The organism is Sulfuracidifex metallicus DSM 6482 = JCM 9184 (assembly GCA_032834875.1).
Classification (GTDB): Archaea; Thermoproteota; Thermoprotei_A; order Sulfolobales; family Sulfolobaceae; genus Sulfuracidifex; species Sulfuracidifex metallicus.
This window is the reverse complement of the sequence record CP135238.1, coordinates 2,061,090-2,080,757: the sequence shown is the minus strand read 5'-3', so window position 1 is coordinate 2,080,757 and position 19,668 is coordinate 2,061,090. Positions and strand designations below refer to the sequence as shown.

General features: G+C 37.8%; 25 protein-coding genes, 2 tRNA genes, 1 rRNA gene and 1 other RNA gene. 17 read left to right on the top strand and 12 right to left on the bottom strand.

Going from position 1 to position 19,668, the window contains the following annotated elements; genetic code table 11:
- Positions 1-44: 44 nt before the first annotated feature.
- Genes RQ359_RS11250 through RQ359_RS11230 form a run of 5 tightly spaced genes read left to right on the top strand, consistent with a single transcriptional unit; the run spans position 45 to position 4,466 of the window.
- Positions 45-740, top strand: coding sequence for a hypothetical protein (locus tag RQ359_RS11250; RefSeq protein WP_054837661.1), 696 nt, complete (start codon positions 45-47; stop codon positions 738-740).
- A complete protein-coding gene (locus tag RQ359_RS11245) occupies positions 686-1,375 on the top strand; it encodes an isopentenyl phosphate kinase (RefSeq protein ID WP_162308975.1) in 690 nt (229 codons plus the stop codon). Before RQ359_RS11250 ends, RQ359_RS11245 begins: the two co-directional genes overlap by 55 nt.
- Positions 1,368-2,492, top strand: coding sequence for a type 2 isopentenyl-diphosphate Delta-isomerase (gene fni, locus RQ359_RS11240; RefSeq protein WP_457921216.1), 1,125 nt, complete (start codon positions 1,368-1,370; stop codon positions 2,490-2,492). The genes RQ359_RS11245 and fni overlap by 8 nt, the downstream gene beginning before the upstream one ends.
- Complete coding sequence (gds, locus tag RQ359_RS11235; RefSeq protein ID WP_054837659.1) at positions 2,492-3,484, top strand: geranylgeranyl diphosphate synthase; 993 nt, start codon at positions 2,492-2,494, stop codon at positions 3,482-3,484. Before fni ends, gds begins: the two co-directional genes overlap by 1 nt.
- Positions 3,485-3,491: 7 nt before the next feature.
- On the top strand, positions 3,492-4,466 hold the full coding sequence (locus RQ359_RS11230) for an MraY family glycosyltransferase (RefSeq protein ID WP_054837658.1): 975 nt from the start codon (positions 3,492-3,494) through the stop codon (positions 4,464-4,466).
- Between the two features lie 174 nt (positions 4,467-4,640).
- On the opposite strand, the gene RQ359_RS11225 is transcribed toward RQ359_RS11230, so the two are convergent.
- Both RQ359_RS11225 and ffs read right to left on the bottom strand, forming a co-directional pair.
- Positions 4,641-4,724: transfer RNA gene (locus RQ359_RS11225), tRNA-Ser, on the bottom strand.
- Positions 4,725-4,764: 40 nt separating this feature from the next.
- An RNA gene (gene ffs / locus RQ359_RS11220) (signal recognition particle sRNA) lies at positions 4,765-5,072 on the bottom strand.
- Positions 5,073-5,244: 172 nt separating this feature from the next.
- Here ffs and RQ359_RS11215 point away from each other — a divergent pair.
- From RQ359_RS11215 to RQ359_RS11200, 4 genes are all read left to right on the top strand, one after another.
- Positions 5,245-5,317, top strand: a tRNA-Asn gene (locus tag RQ359_RS11215).
- 205 nt (positions 5,318-5,522) lie between these two features.
- Entirely contained in the window at positions 5,523-7,304 is a 1,782-nt protein-coding gene (locus RQ359_RS11210; protein ID WP_457921215.1) for a cbb3-type cytochrome c oxidase subunit I, read from the top strand.
- Positions 7,305-7,352: 48 nt separating this feature from the next.
- Positions 7,353-8,402 (top strand): hypothetical protein, encoded by a 1,050-nt coding sequence (locus tag RQ359_RS11205; protein WP_054837656.1) that lies wholly within the window; start codon positions 7,353-7,355, stop codon positions 8,400-8,402.
- A 12-nt stretch (positions 8,403-8,414) separates the two neighbouring features.
- On the top strand, positions 8,415-8,600 hold the full coding sequence (locus RQ359_RS11200; RefSeq protein WP_054837655.1) for a hypothetical protein: 186 nt from the start codon (positions 8,415-8,417) through the stop codon (positions 8,598-8,600).
- Positions 8,601-8,663: 63 nt separating this feature from the next.
- Here RQ359_RS11200 and RQ359_RS11195 read toward each other — a convergent pair whose 3' ends face one another.
- Together RQ359_RS11195 and RQ359_RS11190 are read right to left on the bottom strand one after the other, a co-directional pair.
- The gene (locus RQ359_RS11195; protein ID WP_156016447.1) at positions 8,664-9,395 is read right to left on the bottom strand and encodes a TatD family hydrolase; all 732 of its coding nucleotides are present in this window, start codon (positions 9,393-9,395) and stop codon (positions 8,664-8,666) included.
- Positions 9,396-9,451: 56 nt separating this feature from the next.
- A complete protein-coding gene (locus RQ359_RS11190) occupies positions 9,452-9,616 on the bottom strand; it encodes an AbrB/MazE/SpoVT family DNA-binding domain-containing protein (RefSeq protein WP_054837654.1) in 165 nt (54 codons plus the stop codon).
- A gap of 248 nt (positions 9,617-9,864) precedes the next feature.
- On the opposite strand from RQ359_RS11190, the gene lrs14 reads away from it, so the two are divergent.
- Together lrs14 and RQ359_RS11180 are read left to right on the top strand one after the other, a co-directional pair.
- Positions 9,865-10,254 carry an HTH-type transcriptional regulator Lrs14 gene (lrs14, locus tag RQ359_RS11185; protein WP_054837653.1) on the top strand — a complete coding sequence of 130 codons (390 nt, stop codon included), beginning with the start codon at positions 9,865-9,867 and terminating at the stop codon, positions 10,252-10,254.
- A 63-nt stretch (positions 10,255-10,317) separates the two neighbouring features.
- On the top strand, positions 10,318-10,713 hold the full coding sequence (locus RQ359_RS11180) for a PadR family transcriptional regulator (protein ID WP_054837652.1): 396 nt from the start codon (positions 10,318-10,320) through the stop codon (positions 10,711-10,713).
- On the opposite strand, the gene RQ359_RS11175 is transcribed toward RQ359_RS11180, so the two are convergent.
- Positions 10,710-11,057 carry a hypothetical protein gene (locus RQ359_RS11175; RefSeq protein WP_054837651.1) on the bottom strand — a complete coding sequence of 116 codons (348 nt, stop codon included), beginning with the start codon at positions 11,055-11,057 and terminating at the stop codon, positions 10,710-10,712. The two genes, RQ359_RS11180 and RQ359_RS11175, sit on opposite strands and share 4 nt — an antisense overlap.
- Before the next feature lie 138 nt (positions 11,058-11,195).
- Between RQ359_RS11175 and RQ359_RS11170 the strand changes: the two genes are divergently transcribed.
- On the top strand, positions 11,196-11,447 hold the full coding sequence (locus RQ359_RS11170; RefSeq protein ID WP_054837650.1) for an Rdx family protein: 252 nt from the start codon (positions 11,196-11,198) through the stop codon (positions 11,445-11,447).
- 63 nt (positions 11,448-11,510) lie between these two features.
- A complete protein-coding gene (locus RQ359_RS11165) occupies positions 11,511-12,278 on the top strand; it encodes an enoyl-CoA hydratase/isomerase family protein (RefSeq protein WP_054837649.1) in 768 nt (255 codons plus the stop codon).
- Positions 12,279-12,291: 13 nt separating this feature from the next.
- Here RQ359_RS11165 and RQ359_RS11160 read toward each other — a convergent pair whose 3' ends face one another.
- Together RQ359_RS11160 and RQ359_RS11155 are read right to left on the bottom strand one after the other, a co-directional pair.
- The gene (locus RQ359_RS11160; RefSeq protein ID WP_054837742.1) at positions 12,292-13,302 is read right to left on the bottom strand and encodes an ABC transporter permease; all 1,011 of its coding nucleotides are present in this window, start codon (positions 13,300-13,302) and stop codon (positions 12,292-12,294) included.
- A gap of 1 nt (position 13,303) precedes the next feature.
- Entirely contained in the window at positions 13,304-14,035 is a 732-nt protein-coding gene (locus RQ359_RS11155; protein ID WP_054837648.1) for an ABC transporter ATP-binding protein, read from the bottom strand.
- Between the two features lie 58 nt (positions 14,036-14,093).
- Between RQ359_RS11155 and RQ359_RS11150 the strand changes: the two genes are divergently transcribed.
- From RQ359_RS11150 to RQ359_RS11140, 3 genes are all read left to right on the top strand, one after another.
- Entirely contained in the window at positions 14,094-14,588 is a 495-nt protein-coding gene (locus RQ359_RS11150; protein ID WP_054837647.1) for an NTP transferase domain-containing protein, read from the top strand.
- 14 nt (positions 14,589-14,602) lie between these two features.
- Positions 14,603-15,349, top strand: coding sequence for a DUF1614 domain-containing protein (locus RQ359_RS11145; RefSeq protein WP_156016451.1), 747 nt, complete (start codon positions 14,603-14,605; stop codon positions 15,347-15,349).
- 69 nt (positions 15,350-15,418) lie between these two features.
- Entirely contained in the window at positions 15,419-15,985 is a 567-nt protein-coding gene (locus tag RQ359_RS11140; RefSeq protein ID WP_156016452.1) for a thiamine-phosphate synthase family protein, read from the top strand.
- Positions 15,986-15,989: 4 nt separating this feature from the next.
- Here the strand turns inward: RQ359_RS11140 and RQ359_RS11135 are convergent, their stop codons facing one another.
- Positions 15,990-16,454, bottom strand: coding sequence for a PadR family transcriptional regulator (locus tag RQ359_RS11135; protein WP_054837646.1), 465 nt, complete (start codon positions 16,452-16,454; stop codon positions 15,990-15,992).
- A gap of 151 nt (positions 16,455-16,605) precedes the next feature.
- Between RQ359_RS11135 and RQ359_RS11130 the strand changes: the two genes are divergently transcribed.
- On the top strand, positions 16,606-17,745 hold the full coding sequence (locus RQ359_RS11130) for an NAD(P)/FAD-dependent oxidoreductase (protein WP_054837645.1): 1,140 nt from the start codon (positions 16,606-16,608) through the stop codon (positions 17,743-17,745).
- A gap of 105 nt (positions 17,746-17,850) precedes the next feature.
- On the opposite strand, the gene rrf is transcribed toward RQ359_RS11130, so the two are convergent.
- From rrf to RQ359_RS11110, 4 genes are all read right to left on the bottom strand, one after another.
- Positions 17,851-17,970, bottom strand: a 5S ribosomal RNA gene (gene rrf / locus RQ359_RS11125).
- Between the two features lie 128 nt (positions 17,971-18,098).
- Positions 18,099-18,491, bottom strand: coding sequence for a hypothetical protein (locus RQ359_RS11120; protein WP_054837644.1), 393 nt, complete (start codon positions 18,489-18,491; stop codon positions 18,099-18,101).
- Between the two features lie 138 nt (positions 18,492-18,629).
- Positions 18,630-19,007, bottom strand: coding sequence for a hypothetical protein (locus tag RQ359_RS11115; protein WP_054837643.1), 378 nt, complete (start codon positions 19,005-19,007; stop codon positions 18,630-18,632).
- Positions 19,004-19,666, bottom strand: a complete 663-nt coding sequence (locus RQ359_RS11110; protein ID WP_338116968.1) for a ParA family protein — start codon at positions 19,664-19,666, stop codon at positions 19,004-19,006. Before RQ359_RS11110 ends, RQ359_RS11115 begins: the two co-directional genes overlap by 4 nt.
- Positions 19,667-19,668: the final 2 nt, after the last annotated feature.

Below are 19,668 nucleotides of genomic sequence, written 5' to 3'. Positions count from 1 at the left end.
AGAGATAAGAGCGTATGAAAGTATAAAGAGGAGAAAGAAGAAAAATGAGATTAAATCATAGTGACCGCATAGTAAAGTTTCCCATTCCTTTCTCAGGTCTTCCAATATCTAAAGTTAACAACCCAATTCTAACTCAATTTTCTACATTTAACGTAATTTATAATTCTCTACCAGGAACAAGACAATTTCTAGACTTACTAAAGGAAGCAACGGGATTCGACTGTAAAGTTACCTTTTTAGGTCTATCCGATGCTCCGCTGGTCTCATCTTATGTCTTCTCTACTGACACGATAATTGAAAATTTTCTAGAATGTGGAGTACCTGCGACCAAGGAAGAGATGAATGAGATAGCGGAAGAAATAGATTCGGTTCTATTTCCCGAAGATGTGGATGTTTTAAGTGCTATAAGGACTAGTAACTACTTAGGCAAACCGATAATATATAGACGCGGAGATGAGCCTATTATAGTTAAACAGAAGTTCTCTGGAAGGACTATTTTGTTCTGGCATAGAGATAAACCAAATTTCTTTGATAATTCTTTAACCCATCTAGCTGGTGTAGTTACTCTAGAGATTAGTAGAAAGTTAAGTAACCCTGAAGTTATCAGATTAGTGGATTTTGAAAATGGAATTTGGAGCGCGACGTATTCCGTACCTATTACGTCAATATCTATGGTGAAGTGGGTTTGGGATCTGGAGGGCACGTCTCTGATTGGGTTGTCAAACTGGGAGGAAGCGTAATAACTTGCAAGGATATTCCTTACTGTTTTAGATTGGATGTGATGAATAACATTGCCAAACAAATATTGAGAATTTCAGAAGGGTCTAAAGTAGTTCTAGTCCACGGAGGTGGTAGTTTCGGACATTATGAAGCATCAATTTCAGATTCCTCTAGAACTTCTAGAACATCACATTCAATGATAACTCTCAATTTTCTTGTAAATTCTGTACTTAGAGATCAAAATATACCAACGTACACTGTCCCTGGTAGATTCTTTTCCATGAACGCTGTAAATGATGTCCTAAGCAACGGAATGATCCCAGTAATATTTGGGGATATCTTGGCTAATGGTATGGTAATTTCAGGAGACGATATAACAATAGAAATAGCTAGAAATGGTTACAAAGCCATTTTCCTAACTGACGTAGAAGGAATAATGAATAGCGATGGGAAGGTTTTAGAGTGCGTTGAATCTACTGACGAATTTCCGCTCATAGATTCTAACGTTAGCGACGTCACTGGAGGCATCTTGACTAAAGTAAGAAAGATACTTGAGGCGGGGATAAACGCGATAATAGCCAACCCTGGAGACGAAAATATATTACGCATAACGAGTGGAATTAGAGTAGGTACTAGAGTGGGTAAATGTGACTGAAACAAGAGACCCCCGTCATCTAATAAATAGAAAGTTAGAGCACGTTGAAGCTACAGTTTTTGGTGGAGTAGAACGTTTGACCAGTACAATGCTAGACGACATTACTTTAGTTCATCAAGCTTTCCCTGGCTTTTCCTTAGAGGATGTAGAAACCATGTCTTATTTTCTTGGCAAGAAGATCAGCTCCCCCATAATGGTTACAGGTATGACAGGAGGTACGCCAGAGCTTGGAAGATTGAACGGGATAATAGCCTCAGTGGTGGAGGAGATGGGACTGGTAATGGGAGTAGGTAGTGAGAGGATAGTAATAGAAAACCCATCATCCGAGGAATCTTTTCGTGTAGTTAGACGAAATGCTCCTACTTCTCCCCTAGTGGCAAATATAGGTGTACCTCAACTTTACAGGGGATACGGACTTAACGAGCTAAAGACGATAATATCGGTGATAGAAGCTGACGCTTTGGCGGTTCACCTAAACGTTGCTCAAGAGGTATTTCAGCCAGAAGGGGAAACTGACTATAGGGAAGAAACTTTAGCAAAATTAAGGGACCTCTCAAAGGAGATAGGCATACCCGTAATACTAAAAGAAACTGGTTGTGGTTTATCCATCGAGACAGTTAGGCGTTTCTCCAGTTATGGTTTTCATAATTTTGACGTTTCAGGTCAAGGAGGTACAAGTTGGGTCGCCGTGGAGAAATTGAGAGGCGAAAGAAGGGGGAATTGGAAGTCAAGGAGTGCTTCGGTATTTTCTACTTGGGGAATACCAACTGCAGCCACCATAATGGAGACTAGGTGGTCCGACCCAACCTCATTTATAATAGGAAGCGGAGGGCTTAGGAACGGTTTAGATATAGCTAAGGCAATAGCTTTAGGAGCGGACGTTGGAGGTTTCGCTTTGCCGGTTTTGGAAGCTTCTCTAGAAGGAAAGAACTCCGTGAGAAGTTTTCTTAATGACGTTTTATTTCAATTACAAGCTGCTATGCTAATGAGTGGGTCCAAGGACGTCAAATCCTTAAGGAAAGCATCAATTGTCATACGCGGCGGCCTCAAGGAATGGATGGAATCTAGAGGAATAAGTTTATCAACATACGATAAAGTGAGAAAAGGAGGGTATTAATGAACTTGGAACGGTATTTTAGCGATATAATAAATGATGTAAACAACGCTATAGCAAAATACCTTGAATCCGCAAATACTCCCACCCTTTATGAAGCTTCTAGACATCTTTTCTCCGCCGGAGGGAAGAGGCTTAGGCCATTGATCTTAGTATCATCGGCGGACTCGTTAGGAGGGGACAGGAAAAGATCCATCTTGGCCGGAGCAGCAATTGAAACTCTTCATACTTTCACTCTTGTTCACGACGATATAATGGACCACGATTCCTTAAGGAGAGGCTTACCAACAGTTCACGTAAAGTGGGGAGAACCTATGGCAATATTAGCAGGGGATCTGCTTCACGCTAAAGCCTTTCAAATGCTGAACGATTCTCTAACCGGGTTTGACAGTGATATTTATCATAAGGTCATGGAAACTTTCGTTAACTCAGTCATTACTCTATCGGAAGGTCAGGCTATGGACATGGAGTTCGAGAACAGGGACGATGTAGCCATAGACGATTATATGGAAATGATTAAGAAGAAAACAGCTTACTTAATAGCGTGCTCTTCTGGAATAGGCTCGATGATATCTGGTGGAGATAACACTACATTTGAAAAATTCTTTAATTTTGGTTTATATTTGGGAATATCATTTCAAATAGTGGATGATATAATAGGTATTACTTCGGATGAGAGTGAACTGGGAAAGCCAGTCTTTAGTGATATTAGGGAAGGTAAAAGGACCTTACTTGTTATAAAGACCTTAAATGAGGCCTCTTCAGAAGAACTTTTGCTGCTAAGAAGTGTTTTAGGTAATCGTAACTCGAGCCACGAAGATTTAAAAAAGGCTGCAGAAATCATAAAGACCCATTCTTTTGAATATGCATATAATCTAGCTGAGAAATATAAGGTAATGGCGTTGTCAAACTTGTCCGAGATTAATTTCAAGAATAAGGACGCCATTGATGCATTGGTTTACATCTCTGACTTTACAGTTAAAAGGAGGAAGTGATTACGCTTTGATATTTGTTTTCCTCCTTGTTCTTTTGGCTTGTATTCTATCCTTTATAGTTACTTTTTTCTCAACCAAATGGGTTATAAAGGAAGCTCCAATTAGAGGCTTTACTGGGAAAGATATAAATAAACCTGATAAAAGGGAGGTTGCACAACTTGGAGGAATAGCGATTCTTGCAGGATTCGTAGCAGGGGCTTTCACATTGATGATTTCAGATTCTCAATCTCAAGAAATTATACCTGCAATCCTCCTTTCAGCTCTTTTAATAGGGTTTCTCGGCATAGTAGACGATGTATTTAACGTCAGGCAATCCCTTAGGGCATTTCTGCCAGTAGCTGCAGCTGTTCCTCTGTCTCTGTTCAGTCTAGGCCATTCAGTTATATCTATTCCTTTTGTGGGATTAATGAATTTCGGAATCTTGTATTACATTATAATTGTTCCAGGGGCTCTGACTATAACCAGTAATGCCTTTAATATGTTGGAAGGACTAAACGGACTTGGTACTGGCATGGGAATAGTAATGCTATCAACGCTAGCAGCAATAGGACTTAAGGGAACAGGTCCCACCCACCTTGCTGGTCTTTTAGCGTTGGTCACAGACTTTACGTTCATTGCGTTTCTTCTTTTCAATAAATATCCCGCTAAGGTTTTTCCTGGTAACATTGGAACTTACTTAATGGGGGCAATAATAGGTGCAATAGGTATAGGCGGATATATGTTCACTGCGTTAGCCGTGCTTTATTTACCTTATGTTGTAGAATTTGTTCTTAAGGCTCGTACTAAATTCAAAGGTATATCTTTTGGTAAGCTGAGAGAGGATGGAACTCTTTATTGGGATTCATATCCTAACTCTTTAACTCATGTTATAATGAAACTGGGCAGATTTAAGGAATATCAAATAGTTTCAATAATTTGGGCTATAGAAATTCTGTTCGGAGTGGCTGCGTTTATTCTTCAAACTACGGTAATTACTTTATAGAAGAAAAAGGAAATGATGTTTTTGAAAGTTATATTTAATTTTATTATTTTTTTCTTTTAAACAAATGATTAATCTTTATTTAGACTGTCTCTTTCTCCTTATCTATTTCAGACTTGTAACAAGGCGAATATAGGTATACTGAAAGTTGAAAGTTTACTATAAATAACATGAGAACGCCGAGGACGGGATTTGAACCCGTGCGGGCTTTCGCCCATCGGCTTAGCAGGCCGACGCCCTACCAGGCTAGGCGACCTCGGCGTTAATCTTTAGACATGTTATAATTAAAAACTTTTCGTAAAGGTCGGCCCCCATACCCCGTGTAGCCAAAGACTAGCAGCCTTTACCCATCCCTGCTCAAGCCGGAGACCGATGAACGCCGATACCCGGGCACGGCTGCTTCCTTCCGGACCTGACCGTTTCCCCCAGTTAACGTGGTTCTGCCTCTCTCTCCAGAGAGGTAGTCCACGAATATCTGGCCCCATCGGGCGACTATCATAGTTCAGGATGGAACTGCCTAGTCTAAGACTACCTCGGAGCACGGGTTGCTGGTGCCCACTTTACGCCCTTGGGTTTAGGAGGTGGCGAGACTCCCACCCTACCCGACCACTATAATACTCAATTGGATATTTTAAGAAATTATCCTTTAGTAGAGTCTTCATTTTTCTTGTATTCTATAAGTTTTCAGAGATGCTACCTTTATCCTTTCATGCAGTGTTTAGCGTATACGATAACTTTAACTATAATGGATCGTCTTTTATTAATGTCTCTTAGAAAGCTTGCCAGAGTAGCTCAGTCGGAAGAGCGCCCGGCTGTTAACCGGGCGGTCGGAGGTTCGAGTCCTCCCTCTGGCGCTATTAATCTTTATGGTTATCCCTGTTTTCTACGTTTTCTTCTATAGGTTAGAAAGTTTTGTATCTATATTTTTATAACGGAAGATTTTCTTAACTTCCTTAACAAACTTTTTAGAAATTTAAGATAAACATCGTTAATTTTGACTACCTTGTATTTTAGAGCTAGATAATATATTTACGTAGCGTGAGACTAATGTAGATCATCATGGGTCTTAAGGATTTAGTTATCTCGCTTTTCCAATTGGACAAGGATTGGACAACCAGGATAGTAATGGGAATGTTAGTAATGAGCGTCATATGGGGGCTTCTAGGTATTATAGATGCATTGATGGTTAGAATTCAAGAGGCGACATGGGGTCTAACTCAAACGCTTCCTTTGTCTCCACAAGAGTACTTTGCATCTATAACGCTTCATGGTGCAAGGGATCTCTTTCCATTCGCCGAGCAACTGGAGTTTGCCTTATTCATATACTTCACAATAAAGTTGCTCAATATACAGCCTAGGGCAAAATGGTTGCTAAACATAGCCTTCATAATGATGAACATCTCGCCCATGTTCATGGAAGGTCCTATAATAATTACTAATCAACCTGGCTTCGACAACTACTTCCCTGCCACTTCTTGGTATTATCTAGCTCCTTTGGGAATTCCAGATTTCTCTCAATATGTTGTTAGCATAACTTGGTACATAGGTTGGATACTTTTAGACGGATTTACTTATCTTGCTGGGATATGGATAGTATATCATTACTACTTGGCTTCGAAGCAGGTTAAGGAAAAACTACCAGTTGTTTTAGTGTTCTTCTTAATGGATACTTTGCTATATATGATAGGCTATAGTGGCGTTACAGTAGCCGATGTATGGGACGTATTAGCGTTTTATCATATTACTGGTCTTGACGTGATAGCCAACCAAGTGGCGTTCTGGATATTTGGACACGCAATAGTATATATGGCATGGCTACCAGCAGTAGGAGCACTGTATTTACTGATTCCCGTGTTAGCAAACAAACCTCTTTACAGTGATAGGATGGGTAGAATTTCAGCACTCTTATATTTGATATTCTCAAACAACGTTCCAATACATCACCTTTATATGGTAAACCTACCTTTGGATCTAAAATTCCTTCAAGAGGCTCTAACGTACGCGGTAGTAATACCTTCAATGATGACGTTCTTTAACTTGTGGGCCACTGCTAAAGGATCTCAAGTCAATTTCAATTTGATTACGGCTTGGACTGTGACCTCATTTGCAGGAGCAATTGCAGCTGGTGTTACTGGAATTTCAAACGCCACAATTTCTTTTGACGCCATAATTCACAATAGCATGTGGGTTGTAGGCCACTTCCATGCCATGATCTTATGGTCTATTGTGCCTGCAGCATTTGCAGTGCTCTACTTCATGTTACCTATGATGACTGGACGGTCATGGTACTCTAGGTCATTGGGATGGATACATTTCATCGGTTATATGATTGGAACTTCGCTTTTAATAATAGGATTTGAGCTAACTGGATTTTCTGGATTGTTGAGAAGAACAGAGATTTATCCAATTACCGGGTTAGTTACTGAAGGTGAAGTTATGGCAACAGCTGGAGCCTTCATCGCCGACGTTGCTACTCTTTTATGGTTCCTTAATTTAGTCCTTACCTTAGTGAAGGGCCATCCAATGAAAACATGGAATTCTGTTCCAGAACTTATAAATGAGGTTGCAATGAGTTTTAGCTATTATCCTAAGTTAGATTCATTATCCTCAATTAAAATAACTAAATCAATGTCAAGGCTATTTCATTCGAAGTCCAAGAGAGGACTGGGGAAGGACTGGGCTTTAGGAGTACTCGGTGCTATACTCATAGTTTTAAGCACTATACCTCTAGCCATAGCGGGGAACTTTTACACTACTACTGGATGGATATGGATAGCCACTCTTACTCTAGGTATAGTTATTACTTCGATATTTACCTTGAAGGCAGCTAAGACAATTTAGTTTTTTTAAAGAAAAGTTTTATTTGCCATACATGAAAGGTGAAAGGTTATGGATAAGAAAGAGAGATGGGAGTTAATTTGGGTCGTGTTTGTTCTGGCACTTTTCGTAATAGTTGGAGTGGCAACTGCTCCTCTTGACGGTAACGTTGGTGGAGTTCCACAAGAGATTAGTCAGATTCCTCCTCACGCAAAGGTTGATAATGTACTTGTAACAGCTTATCAATACTACTTTAATCTTTCAGAGCACGGTGTGGATGTAAACTCCGTAGAGCAGATCAATGGGTCTACAACTAATAACTTCTATTATAACATATTGGTAGCTCATCCTGGAGACTGGCTTAACCTTACAATGGTAGCAGGACCTGAAACTGCCACAACCAACTTCTTCTTCCCACTTTATAATGATAAGGTGACTGATGTCCAGATTGTTCCTGGTCTAACTGGGTACGCAGTATTTCCTTCGCCAAATGTGACTGGAGTCTATACATTTGTAAACGGCGAATATGACGGACCTTGGTTTAGCTATCAAGAAGGTAACATGATTGTTATACCTACATCAGGATATTCCTCTCCATCAAATATCTCTAGATACATAACGACTACCCACCAAGCATTCTCCTCTGCGCTTGTGGGAGACCCATATAATCCTCCAATATATGTCGAGAATACTACTATGGCCCCTGTACTTAACGTAGTATCAAATGATTACAATGTTTTTAATGGAACAATTCCTGGTCCAACATTTGTGGTAAACGCAGGTTCTACCGTAACCCTTAATATGTACGTACCAACTCCCAAGGGAGACCACAATTACTTATACAATTACACTACTACTGGTAAGGCTTACCCTGATAAGGGCTTAATAGCTGGAATATACGCAGTATGGTGGAACGGGACTATAACTCCAGTTGAGACAACCAACTTAACTTATAATACTCACATATCATTCACGTTTAATGCTAAGGCTCCTGCTTATCTATATGGAGTTATATACCCCGTTTTCTATAACTATGATTTAGACGGTATGTCAAGTACGCTAACGGGAGAACAAATGGGATATGTAATGAGCTTATGGGGAACTGTTATGGTTGAATCTTAAAGGTGATGTAAAATGGTGAGCTTCTTCAAACTATTAGGTATTGGGTACATATTTGCGATATTACTCCTCTTGTGGGAAATAGGCGATATCACATTTCATGCTGCAGCTACTCCTTACGTACTACCCTTCACTATATTTGCTTTGATAGGATTTCTCGCATTCTTCTTGTTTGTCTACTTCGCTCCGCAAGAGGGATGATTAAATCAAGGTATTTCGATTTTTTCTTCATAGAAGGTATTTATTTTTCTTTTTGTTATATTCTTATATTCCTAAAAATCTCTTAAAGTTATTTTCAATTAATCGTTCTATAGACTTATCATCAATATTCCATATTTCTCCAAGTTTCTTGATACTATATGATACGTTACATGGCTCATTTCTATCCCTGGTAGGACCTAAGTATGGTGAATCTGTTTCAGTGAGTACTCTGTCTATTGGTATTTCCTTTGCGACGATTTGTCTTTGTTTATCCCTTATTATTACAGGTGGGAATGATATATATCCGCCCAATTCTATAATGCGTAAAGCGTTCTTAATGTTTCCCTCGTAGGCATGAACGTCAAAGATTACCTTATAAGAAGGTATGATGTCAAGGAAATCCTTTATTCCTCCTCTTATGTGTACGATCAAAGGTTTTCCTCTTTTTTCAGCCTCGCTCAAGAATCTCTCAAGTACTGTCTTCTGAATTCTCCTTTTCTCGTCCTCTTTTATCCAGTAATAGTCTAATCCAATTTCACTAATTATTTTAAATTTATCTAAAAGCTCAAGTACTTTATTTAACTCCTGATCAAAGTTCTTATAATCTATATTCTCTGGATGTAAGCCTCCAGCTGGAATTATGTTACTATATTTCTTAGAGAGTTCTAAGATAGTAAGGTCATTATCGAAGTTTATTCCAGCGTCAACTACTAAGATGTCACATTTCTTTAGAATAACTTCTCTATCTTTATCGAATTCCTTAGAATCTATATGTGAATGAGCATCTATTAACAAGATGTAAAAATAAAAAAGGCAGAAGAAAAAAGTTTACTGGAAAGTGTAATGGAATTTTACTTCCAAGGTTCTTTCATTATCTGAATCTTAACGACTCCCTCTCCATCGTCAAATATTACCTTAACTAGATCTCCCTCTTTTATTTGGAACTTCTGCCTTACCTTTGCAGGTATTGTAACTTGGTAGTTTCTTGATACTTTAACTATTTCTTCTACACTCACTTAGATCACTAAATTATCATATAACTAGACTACTATATAAATCTTCCTCAACACAGTAAAAAATAGTGAGTAAGCTATAAGTGAGTATTAAACTAATCTCAGCTAGTATTATGTACACTTAAGTTCGGAATCGTTCATATAATGAAGTATAATCATCTCATTTTAGCTTAAAAGATTCAATAGATTCTCTTGTTCTAGTCGGAAAAAATTTTTATAGTTGAAGATTACATTCTTAAGTTGTGATATAAATGTCGGAAACCCAATTATCGTCTGGAACAAGAATAAAGCTGCCTTCGGGCAAGGACGCCGGTCTCGTTGATATTCTGTCCTTTTGTTATGGTTTATCCGAGACTGACGTTACTGTACTTCTAGCTCTCATGAGAGGAGATGCCAGAGGTACTGAGGAACTAGAGAGTGACTTAAAGCTCTCTAAGGCTTCAATAAACAGGAGCCTGAACAAGCTTTTGGAAATGGGCTTAGTTATGAGGATTAAGGAGCCTGGTAACAAAGCAGGAAGGCCGAGATATTTATATAAGGCTAGGGATTATAACGAACTTAAGAGCAAAATGCTTGCTGACATAAAGGACTGCTCAGATAAGATGGCTGACTTAGTAGAGAAAGAGTTCCGTCCTCTGTAACGTTAGTCTCGCGGTAAAGAAAAATAAAAAGCGTTTTTTGTTGGTCAAAGATACTTTTTTTAAATGAGTTGGTTTCAAAGAAAAGGACTTAAGAACGTTATTCTCAACGTTCTGAAAGGTCGTTCTATGACCGGTTCTCAAATAATTGATGAGATAGAAAGGATTACTTTAGGTATGTGGAGACCCTCTCCTGGCTCCATTTACCCCGCTTTGGATCAATTGGAAGAAGACGGTTTAGTTAGAATAAGTAAGGTAGATGGATGGAAGAAATATTATGAGCTTACAGAAAAGGGAAAACAAGAACTTGAAAAAATAGAAAATGGAGGAATAAGTGACGTAGTATCTCAAATGGAATTCGTAAGTAGGTATCTTATTGAAAATTATGAGAGAATGGATGAAAAACAGAAGAGAAAAATAGTTGAATTGTTAGAGGAGCTTAAGAAATACTTCTATACCTAGAACTCGTTTTCGGCATACATTTCCTCGTCAAGTTCCTCCTTAGTAAGCTTCTTTATTTCCTCATAATGCTCTTGTATTTCCTTTAGGTTGGAATACTTCGCTGGTATGTACTTTATTCTACCGTAAGACATATAATATGAACCAGGACATAAGAATCCTTGTTTTACTATTATTGCATCTGCATCCAATCCTAATATTAGATCCATAGTAGCTTCTTTACTTCCTATGCCCTCATTTTCGTATTGTTCTATCTCCTTCTTTTCGTCGTCAATTATCCCTATTAATTCTGCCTCATCCAGTGGCTTTAGATTTTGATCTTTATCATAAGTTACGGCTATTCTCATTAACTCTATTAATCGTGAGGATAGCTTTAAGTTTATTTAAGTAGATTTCTCTCGTTTGTTCTTATTTTTAAAAATAAAAATAGTTATTATTATGTTATTGAATTAAAAGTTTATTACCGCATGGTCTAAATAGCATTTATGGTTACTACGATAAAGATTGTCTATTGTAGACCTTGCGGGTATTTAGATAGAGCATTGGGGTTGGCTAGGGATATTCTAAGTTACTATCAGGATACTCAAGTATTGCTGGTTCAAGGAGAAAAAGGGATATTCGACGTTTATCTTAACGGGAGGATGATCTTTTCAAGGTATGAACAGAAAAGATTCCCAGATAATATGGAAATACTTCAGGAAATATCTAAGGAGACTGGAGACAGAGTTTTAAGTTGAAGTTGATGTTCTCTATATACATTTTTAAATCTAATTAGATTAATCAAATATCGTGTAAACGAAATGGTAGTTAAGCTCGAATCTTATGGGCCTTATTCTGTAATAAAGTTTAATAGCGGTACTAAATATAATTTATTTAATATTAAATTTATGACTGATATGATAGATACATTGAGCAACTTAGAAGAAGATAGAAGTTCTAGGTACGTTTTAGTTCAGGGTGAAGGTAACTTCGGTGCTGGAGCAGATATAACTGAGTTAAAGAGGGCTAATGACGATTTAGAATTTGCAAGGACATTCTTCAATTACATGAGACAAATTTATGAGAAGATAATTTCAATTCAGAAGATCTTTATAATGCTTCCTGAAAACATAGCTTATGGAGCATCGATGGAGATGCTTTTAGTGTCGGATTTCGTTATTTCAAAAGTCGGCACTAAGTTCGCTGCCCCAGGAGGTAAGATTGGAGTTTTTCCCCCAGTATTAGTAAGTATCGGACCTCATTTGATAGGTTTTCAGAACGTTAGAAGGCTAGCAATTTTAGGGGAGGAGATCGACGCTGATGAAGCAGCTAAAATAGGGTTAGTTAACTATGTATCAGATGATCCAATGGAGACGGCAAAGGTGCTAATGGATAAGATCTCCGTAATGGCTCCCACTTCTATAATGTGGATGAAAAAGAACATTAGCTGGAGGCTTAGGGAGTCAATGTATGAAGCCTTTGACGATCTAGTCAATCAAGTTCAAAGCGATACAGCTAAGGAGGGAATATTAGCTTTCATAAGTAAAAATAGACCTTCATGGACTACACAGCCTTCACGAGACTCTTAAAAGCACAAGACTCTTAAAAGCCGGTTTCCCTGAGCCTAAGAAGCCTACCTGCAATTACATTGAGAACTATGGTAATTGCTATAATTGACCCTACCAAAGTTAAATTTGGTATGACTCCGTAAATTGTTAGATCCCTAATCACTGAGTCTATCAGTGAGAGTGGCTGATATTCTACAAAAGGTCTTATAATGGATGGAAATGTAGAAACAGGGAAGAAAGCATTACTGAGAAACATTAGCGGAAAGATTAATGCGCTCACTACGCTCTGAGCTACGAATAGTTTTTCCTTGGGTGTTAATCCATATATCACTGCTCCTAATGCACCGAACATCATGGTCGACACAATTAGAAATCCCAAGAAAGCTATGTTAGCTATTGGTAAGAAACCGAAAATGATTCCAGTAAGCAATACTGCTGAGGTCGATATTATGGTAATAATTACAACATAAAGAATGAGTGAGATTGACCACTCAATACTCCTTAAGGGAGATGCGGCTAATCTTTCCACGATTCGGTCTCTGTAGTATCCAGATGCTATTCCTATGAGACCAAAGAGACCGTTAGAAAGGGAAACTATGCCTATTATTCCAGAGATTAAGTAATCGCTAAAGGTATAACTGCTAGTAACTTGTGATGAGAAGTTAACGTTTGGCTTTAATATAGCTTCTTCTATTAGAGCCTTTAACGAAGGTATTAATGGTTTATCCTGAAGGTTGGTATACGCATTTATCTCATTACCATTGTTAGTCACATTTACGTAAATGAAACCTTGCTTCATAGCCTGTTGATAACTAATTCCAGTGACTCCGATAAAGATATTGGATTCATTAAGGCTTTCAGCTATTCCTTGAGCGTTATATCCGTTTACGTCTACAGTAACGTGTACTGCGTTTCCTATTCCTCCAAATACTAGAGGGAAAAGTATAGCTAAAATAACTGGAAAGAAAATTATCCAGAACAATGCGAACCTATTCCTTAAATTATCCTTTAAGATTGCTACTGTGGTGTTGATTATATGATTTATACTATTCATTGTTTTCACCTTCTAAGTTCTTTAGCAGTTCAAGATAAGCGTCTTCCAGATTCTCTTTCTTGAACTCATCTATAATTTCTCCAGGCTTTCCTCTTCTTACTACTCTGCCATCATAAATCACTACAACTGTATCGGATAACTTTTCTGCTTCGTCCAAGTAATGTGTAGTTAGAAATACCGTTATTCCCTTCTCTTTTAGACCTTTAATTATATCCCACAAAGATCTCCTTGCCTTAGGATCTAATCCTACAGTTGGCTCGTCCAGAAAGAGTATCTTTGGATCTCCAGCTAAGGCTGAAGCTAGACCGACTCTCCTTTTATAGCCACCAGAGAGTTCTCTGAGTTTCTTATTTTCATACTTTTTTAATTCAAAAGTATCTATTAGTGAGTCTATGTTTACTTCCTTGTCGTAGAGTTTCGAGAAGTATTCCAGATTTTCCCTCACAGTTAGATCCGTAAATCCCTGAAATTCCTGTGGCATTATACCTACTTCTCTAAGGATTTCTCCGCAGGAATCGGGTAATTCCTTACCTAATACTTTAACGTTCCCTCTGTCGTATTTCAAGATGCACGACATAACTTTTACGGTTGTTGTCTTCCCTGCGCCGTTGGGTCCAAGCAGAGAGAAGATTTCTCCACTCTCAACTTGCAAATTCAGTCCCTTCAAAGCCTGGATTCCGTTCTTGTAAGTTTTCCATACATCCTTCATGTCAATGGCGAGCATTTCTTATATACTCTCCACGTAAGTTAATTTAGCTTTCGTAATACAAAGCTTTGATATAATGAGACTAGTTATAATGGCGGGAGGCAAGGGATCAAGGCTCTCAATCATTAAGCCAATCCTTACAGTTTGTGGAAAGCCAATCTTGCAGAGAATGGTAGAGTCGTTATCTCCTCATTACGAACTATGGGTTGCTACAGTTAGATGCCATCCTGTAGATAGGTTTGTTAAGTACTATCTAGGTATCAACAATGTGTTGTATACCGATGGCTTGGGTTATGAGAACGATGTAGTGAAAGTCGTAAGAAAGCTTGGTTTTCCGTTGATTGTGGTACCAAGCGACATACCCTTCATAACTAATGATGCATTGAAGGTATTAATAAGGGAATGCAAATCCTCTCTGTGCTCCTTAAAGGATATTTCTAACTCTTTTACTGGGATAAGTCTTTGGAGAAATGAAGGGTATTTCTCTTCATTCCAGGATGTCTTTCTAGACTACTCATTGATTAACGTAAATGATTGGAACACTTTTTTACAAGCAAACAAAAGCTGTTAATAGAGAGTAATATTATGGGAGATGATAAAAGAATAATTTTCCTGATTCCTTTCAGGGGAATAGCTTCTATTGTTATTCACATTTTCCTTGGGATATTCATTGCTATTTTAGCTACTAGCTACTTTGCGGAGATCTTCTCATACCTAGGTCTTCCAATTTATCTGAGCTACGGTCTAGGCATTGAGATAGCTTTCCTGAGCCTTCTCTTAAGTCCTATAAATATAGTAATAAAAAAGGTGGAGAACAACGTCTTTTCGATTCAACAAGACGTAGTTTACTTCTTTGGAATTCCCATAGTTGTTCCTAGACCCTTCGAACAAAGGATGTATACTTACATAGCACTTAACGCCGGTGGTGCAATTCTCCCCCTCATCACGACCCTTTTTCTCTTGTTTTCACTTCACGCGCTTCCTCTTCTTTTAGTGATAGTAGAGACAATAATGATCATTTTATTGAGCAAGTCAATTGCTAAGGTAATACCTGGTGTAGGTGTTGTTATGCCTCCTATAATTCCTTCCATAATTTCGTCATTTATTAGCTATATTCTTTTCTTTTCTGTAAATCCAATCCTAGTTCCACTGTCAGCCTATATAAGCAGCGTTTTAGGTACCTTAATAGGAGCAGACATTCTTAACATGAAGAGGATGTTGCAGGACGCCAGACCTCAAATGATAAGTATAGGTGGAATGGGAACCTTCGATGGTATCTTCATCTCCGGCTTACTTTCGTTGGCTATAGGCACGTTCCTTATATCGATTTAACTCTGCTATCTAGAGTCTTTGTAAACTGAGTTACTCCAATCTTTAATGTGGAAAATCTAACAGATTTGTATGGAGTCAGAAAAAAATGAGGTTTTGCTTAAGCTAAAAGAGGCTGCAGATATTTTTGTCTCTAATCCCAAGTCATATCTCTTAATTCCTGAGATAAGAACTAACTTGGGCTATGCACTTTCTAATGCAAAAGATATAAATGATGTTGCAGCGATTCCAGGGAGAATTACTTCTGCCTTCAATAGGGCATTCTACTGTCTTCCACCACAGTTCGGTGCTTCAGATCATATAGCTAGGGTTATAATTACTGCTATGAGACATGATTCAAACATGAGAAGTGCAATAGACCTTAGATACTACGAGTCTATAGTATATTCTCTTCCTAAGCATGAGATATGTATGTTCGATAGAAGACTGGAGAAGGAAGAGTCTAGAAAGAAGGAAAGACATACTATGAACTTTATGGTCGATTATTGTTTTGAACAGTGGAATGGAGAATCTCATTATTACATAGTAGACGAGGGAGACGTCGGAAAAGAGAAAACTATATTCGTTTTAGGTAAAGATCCAGTAGAAGTGGTAGAAAAATCACTTAGTTTGTTGTCATTCATAAGTATCAACAGATGATCTTTTATTTGGATTTATTTGATATTATTTCGGTAATTTTTTCTCTGCAACCTTTAATTACCTCAAGGATCTGTCTAGCCTGATTCTCATTTATAGTGTTTCTATTTCCATATAAGGCAATTATCATTCCCATCACCTCAGTGGCTATTTTTCTCTTATCTCCAGTATAGTCATCTGCAAACTTTGATTTGAACTTCTCTCTAGCCTTCTCAAGTTCCACTCTACCGGTCTCGTTCAAAACGTAGGTCTTCTTCCCGTCTTCCTCAGTTACATTTACTAACCCTTCATCAACCAAACCCTTCAATATAGGATAAATTGAACCAGTACTTGGCCTATACGTACCGTTAAACCTTTCCTCTATTGATTTAATAATGTCGTAAACCCTCATGGGTCTTTCGGATAATGACTCTATTACAAGGTATCTCAAAACACCCTTTCTTAGCCTTTCTAAGTTAAATTTACCCAGCATCTAAACGACACCGTCTTTTGCACAAGATATATAATGTAATTCACTGAAATAAAGGTTACATAACCCATTGAAAGATGAAAAGATATTTAATTATTCTAAATAAAATCATAATTTATGTAAAGTTTTTAAGAAATAGATGAGAACTAGATGCATGGCATCTGTTAAGAAAGTCGTAATTATAGGTGCTGGAAACGGAGGCGTAGTAGCTGCAAATCAGCTTGCCAAAAGCGAAGGAGTAAAAATAACTGTAATTGACAAGTCTCCTTTTCATGTATATCAGCCTGGTTTGGTTGATATGTTATTTGATGAAAAAATTACGTCAGATTCGATAAGGAAGGAAACGAGAACTTTATTATATAAAAATATAGATTTCGTTCAAAAGAAAGTAATTAAGGCTGATATACAAAATCATGAAGTGGTAACAGATGACGGTAATAAAATAGGTTATGATTATCTCATTATCTCTCCTGGGGTTACAGAGAAAAATAAGTTTGGATTTCCTCCTTGGCATGATATAGAAAGTATAACGAAAATACGGGATTCTATGGAAGACCTTAACGGTAAAAACGTAGTTGTAGGCTATTATGGCTTGATAAAGTGTCCAGCTGCACCGTTTGAAATATCTTTTCTGCTTAAGCGTAAGTACCCTAAGGCTAACGTTACCCTGCTCAACCCAGTTTCACAACCACCAAAGCTTCAAGTTCCTATGGCGAATTTGTTAGGTCAAACAGCGAAGGAAATGGGGATTCAGGTTAAGAGGGGATTTAAGCTCTCAGAAGTGAAGGACAACCTGATGGTATCAGAGGAAGGTGATAAGGTCCAGTTCGACTACGCGATAATAGATTCTCCCATAAAGGTTCACAAAGAGTTTGAGGATCTATCTGACAGTACGGGTTTAATTCCTACAGATAAATTCTCCTTGAAGTTTAAGGATTTCGATAACGTTTTCGTAATAGGTGATGCAACTAATATTACTTTTCCTCCTAAGACAGGTGCAATGGCTCATTTTGAGGCAGTCTATGTATCTAAATCCATTTTAAGCGATATAAATGGTCAGGAGAAGACTAAGTTTGACGGTAGGGCTATGTGTGCAATTTATGCTGGCATTAACAAAGGAATGTTAGTTTATATGGACTATGAAAAAAGCACTGCACAAGGTAGAAATCTAGCATTTTACGTTTCAAAGAAAATGTTCATGTCTCTGTATTGGGCTTCGCTTACTGGTTCTATAAATAACTTGCTAGAAGGCCTATCCTCTGCTTTTGCAACTAAGGCTATTCCGGCAAATTGACTCCTTCCAAAAGATTTTTCCTTTTGATTTTGTTCCATGGCTTCTTTTTAGATATTCTTTATCAATCTAAAGATCAATTTAAAGCAAAACATGTAGAAATCCAAGCCATCCCGGTTTGGCAGGGCTGCGGATCCTCTCGGAATCCACTGCCCTACCAACGTAGGCGGCTTAACTTCCGGGTTCGAGATGAGTCCGGGTGTTTTCCCGCCTACTATGACCGGGTGACAAATTACTAATCTCTTAGAATCTTAAAAAATTATTCCTCAAAACTTACCTCATTAGATCTGTGAGGCTTGAAAGTTACTACCCCATTTGGAGTGTAGAGAGCGAGGATGACGTTATCATTATTAATTTCATTTAGACTTGTTTATTATCTTCCTAATCATATCTACAAAGTTCTTGTCTTCAGTTATTATACCCCAAGGTTTCATTGATTCTACCTTTGGATATAGCGAAATGTCGTTTATTCCATCTATTAGAACTGGAGATTTATACTGATGTATTTCTCTTATACTCAATGGCATATATCTTAATATAACAAACTTGGCCTTAGCTCTATAATAGGGTTTCGATAGAACTAACGCCTTATCTTCAACGTTTTCCGGTTTATCTGTAATCTCTAATTTTAATTTGTCTTTATCATAAATGACTAACGTATTTCCATCCTTTTCAATTATTCCATCAAATCCTAGCTCTTTTAATCTGTCTCTTGGTATTTCCTCCTTAATTCTGAGTACAAATTTCATAAATGTATTTAAAATGTAGATGTTTTTATTATTATCTAGTTTGACCAGTATTATCTGAAATGTAGGTTTCAATCATTATATATTTTTATTATTATGTAAAATTATTTCTTATATGTAACGTAATACGTTCCTTTGGTATTACTCCTTTAACATGCGAGAATGATATAACTCTTCCGCTTTCTTAAATAGCTCAGGGTACATCTCTCTTAATCCTATTTCCAATGCTTCTTTTGCAACTTTGCTCATTTTAAACCCAGGAACTGTATTATATAGATATTGGAGTAACATAAAAGAAGGAAAACTCCAAATGCCTATCTTTGGATCTCGATCTAGAAATTTCGACATTATAGATTCTATATTATCTTTTTTAGGTTCATCATTTATGTTTTGCTTTATTTTATTTTTTGTATAATCTGACTTTTCATTTACATTTTCAGGTACATTATCATTTGTCCTTGTCTCCTCTTTTGTCGGTTGGGTATCTTTTTTGCCCAGTAGGAAGTCCAGTTCGCTCATTCTATTACCGCCTTTTCTAGACTCTCGAAGGTAGACTGTAGTCTGGACTTTCTAGATCTTACTTCTTCATATCTCAATGCCGGCACTCCGAGTCTAGAAGCCTCTATGAAAACTCTAGACTGTGGAACGCCTACCGTAACGAACTTAACTGAAGATAAACCTTCTAGCGTGACCGGTTTCTTTGAGAAGTTCGTAAAAGAGTAAGCGCCTTTTTTTAAACTAGTGAGTCTGGAATCAAGGTTCTTGACTGCCTCAATGGATAATGGCTGAGGAGTCACTGGGGAAATTATTTTATCTGCTACAATCATAGCAGATACCGCAAGCTTACCTAAGTTAGGCGGAGTATCTATTACAAGTGTGTCATAGTTTTCGGAAATCCTCTTTATGTCCTTGGTTATTTCGTTGATATCGCCTGCTAATTCTAGCTTTAGAAGCCCGACGCTAGCAGGGAAAACTTCTACGTTAAAGATGTTTATACTCTTGGAACCTAACTTAAGTTCACTCTGTTCTCTCTTGATTCCGAAAGATACTGTAGAGCCTCCTTCAGGATCAAGATCTAGAAGTGCAGTTTTCATTTTCTTTGAGAGTAAATATGACATGTTTACCGAGGTAGTGGTTTTTCCTACTCCTCCTTTTTGATTAATGACTGTTAGTATCACAG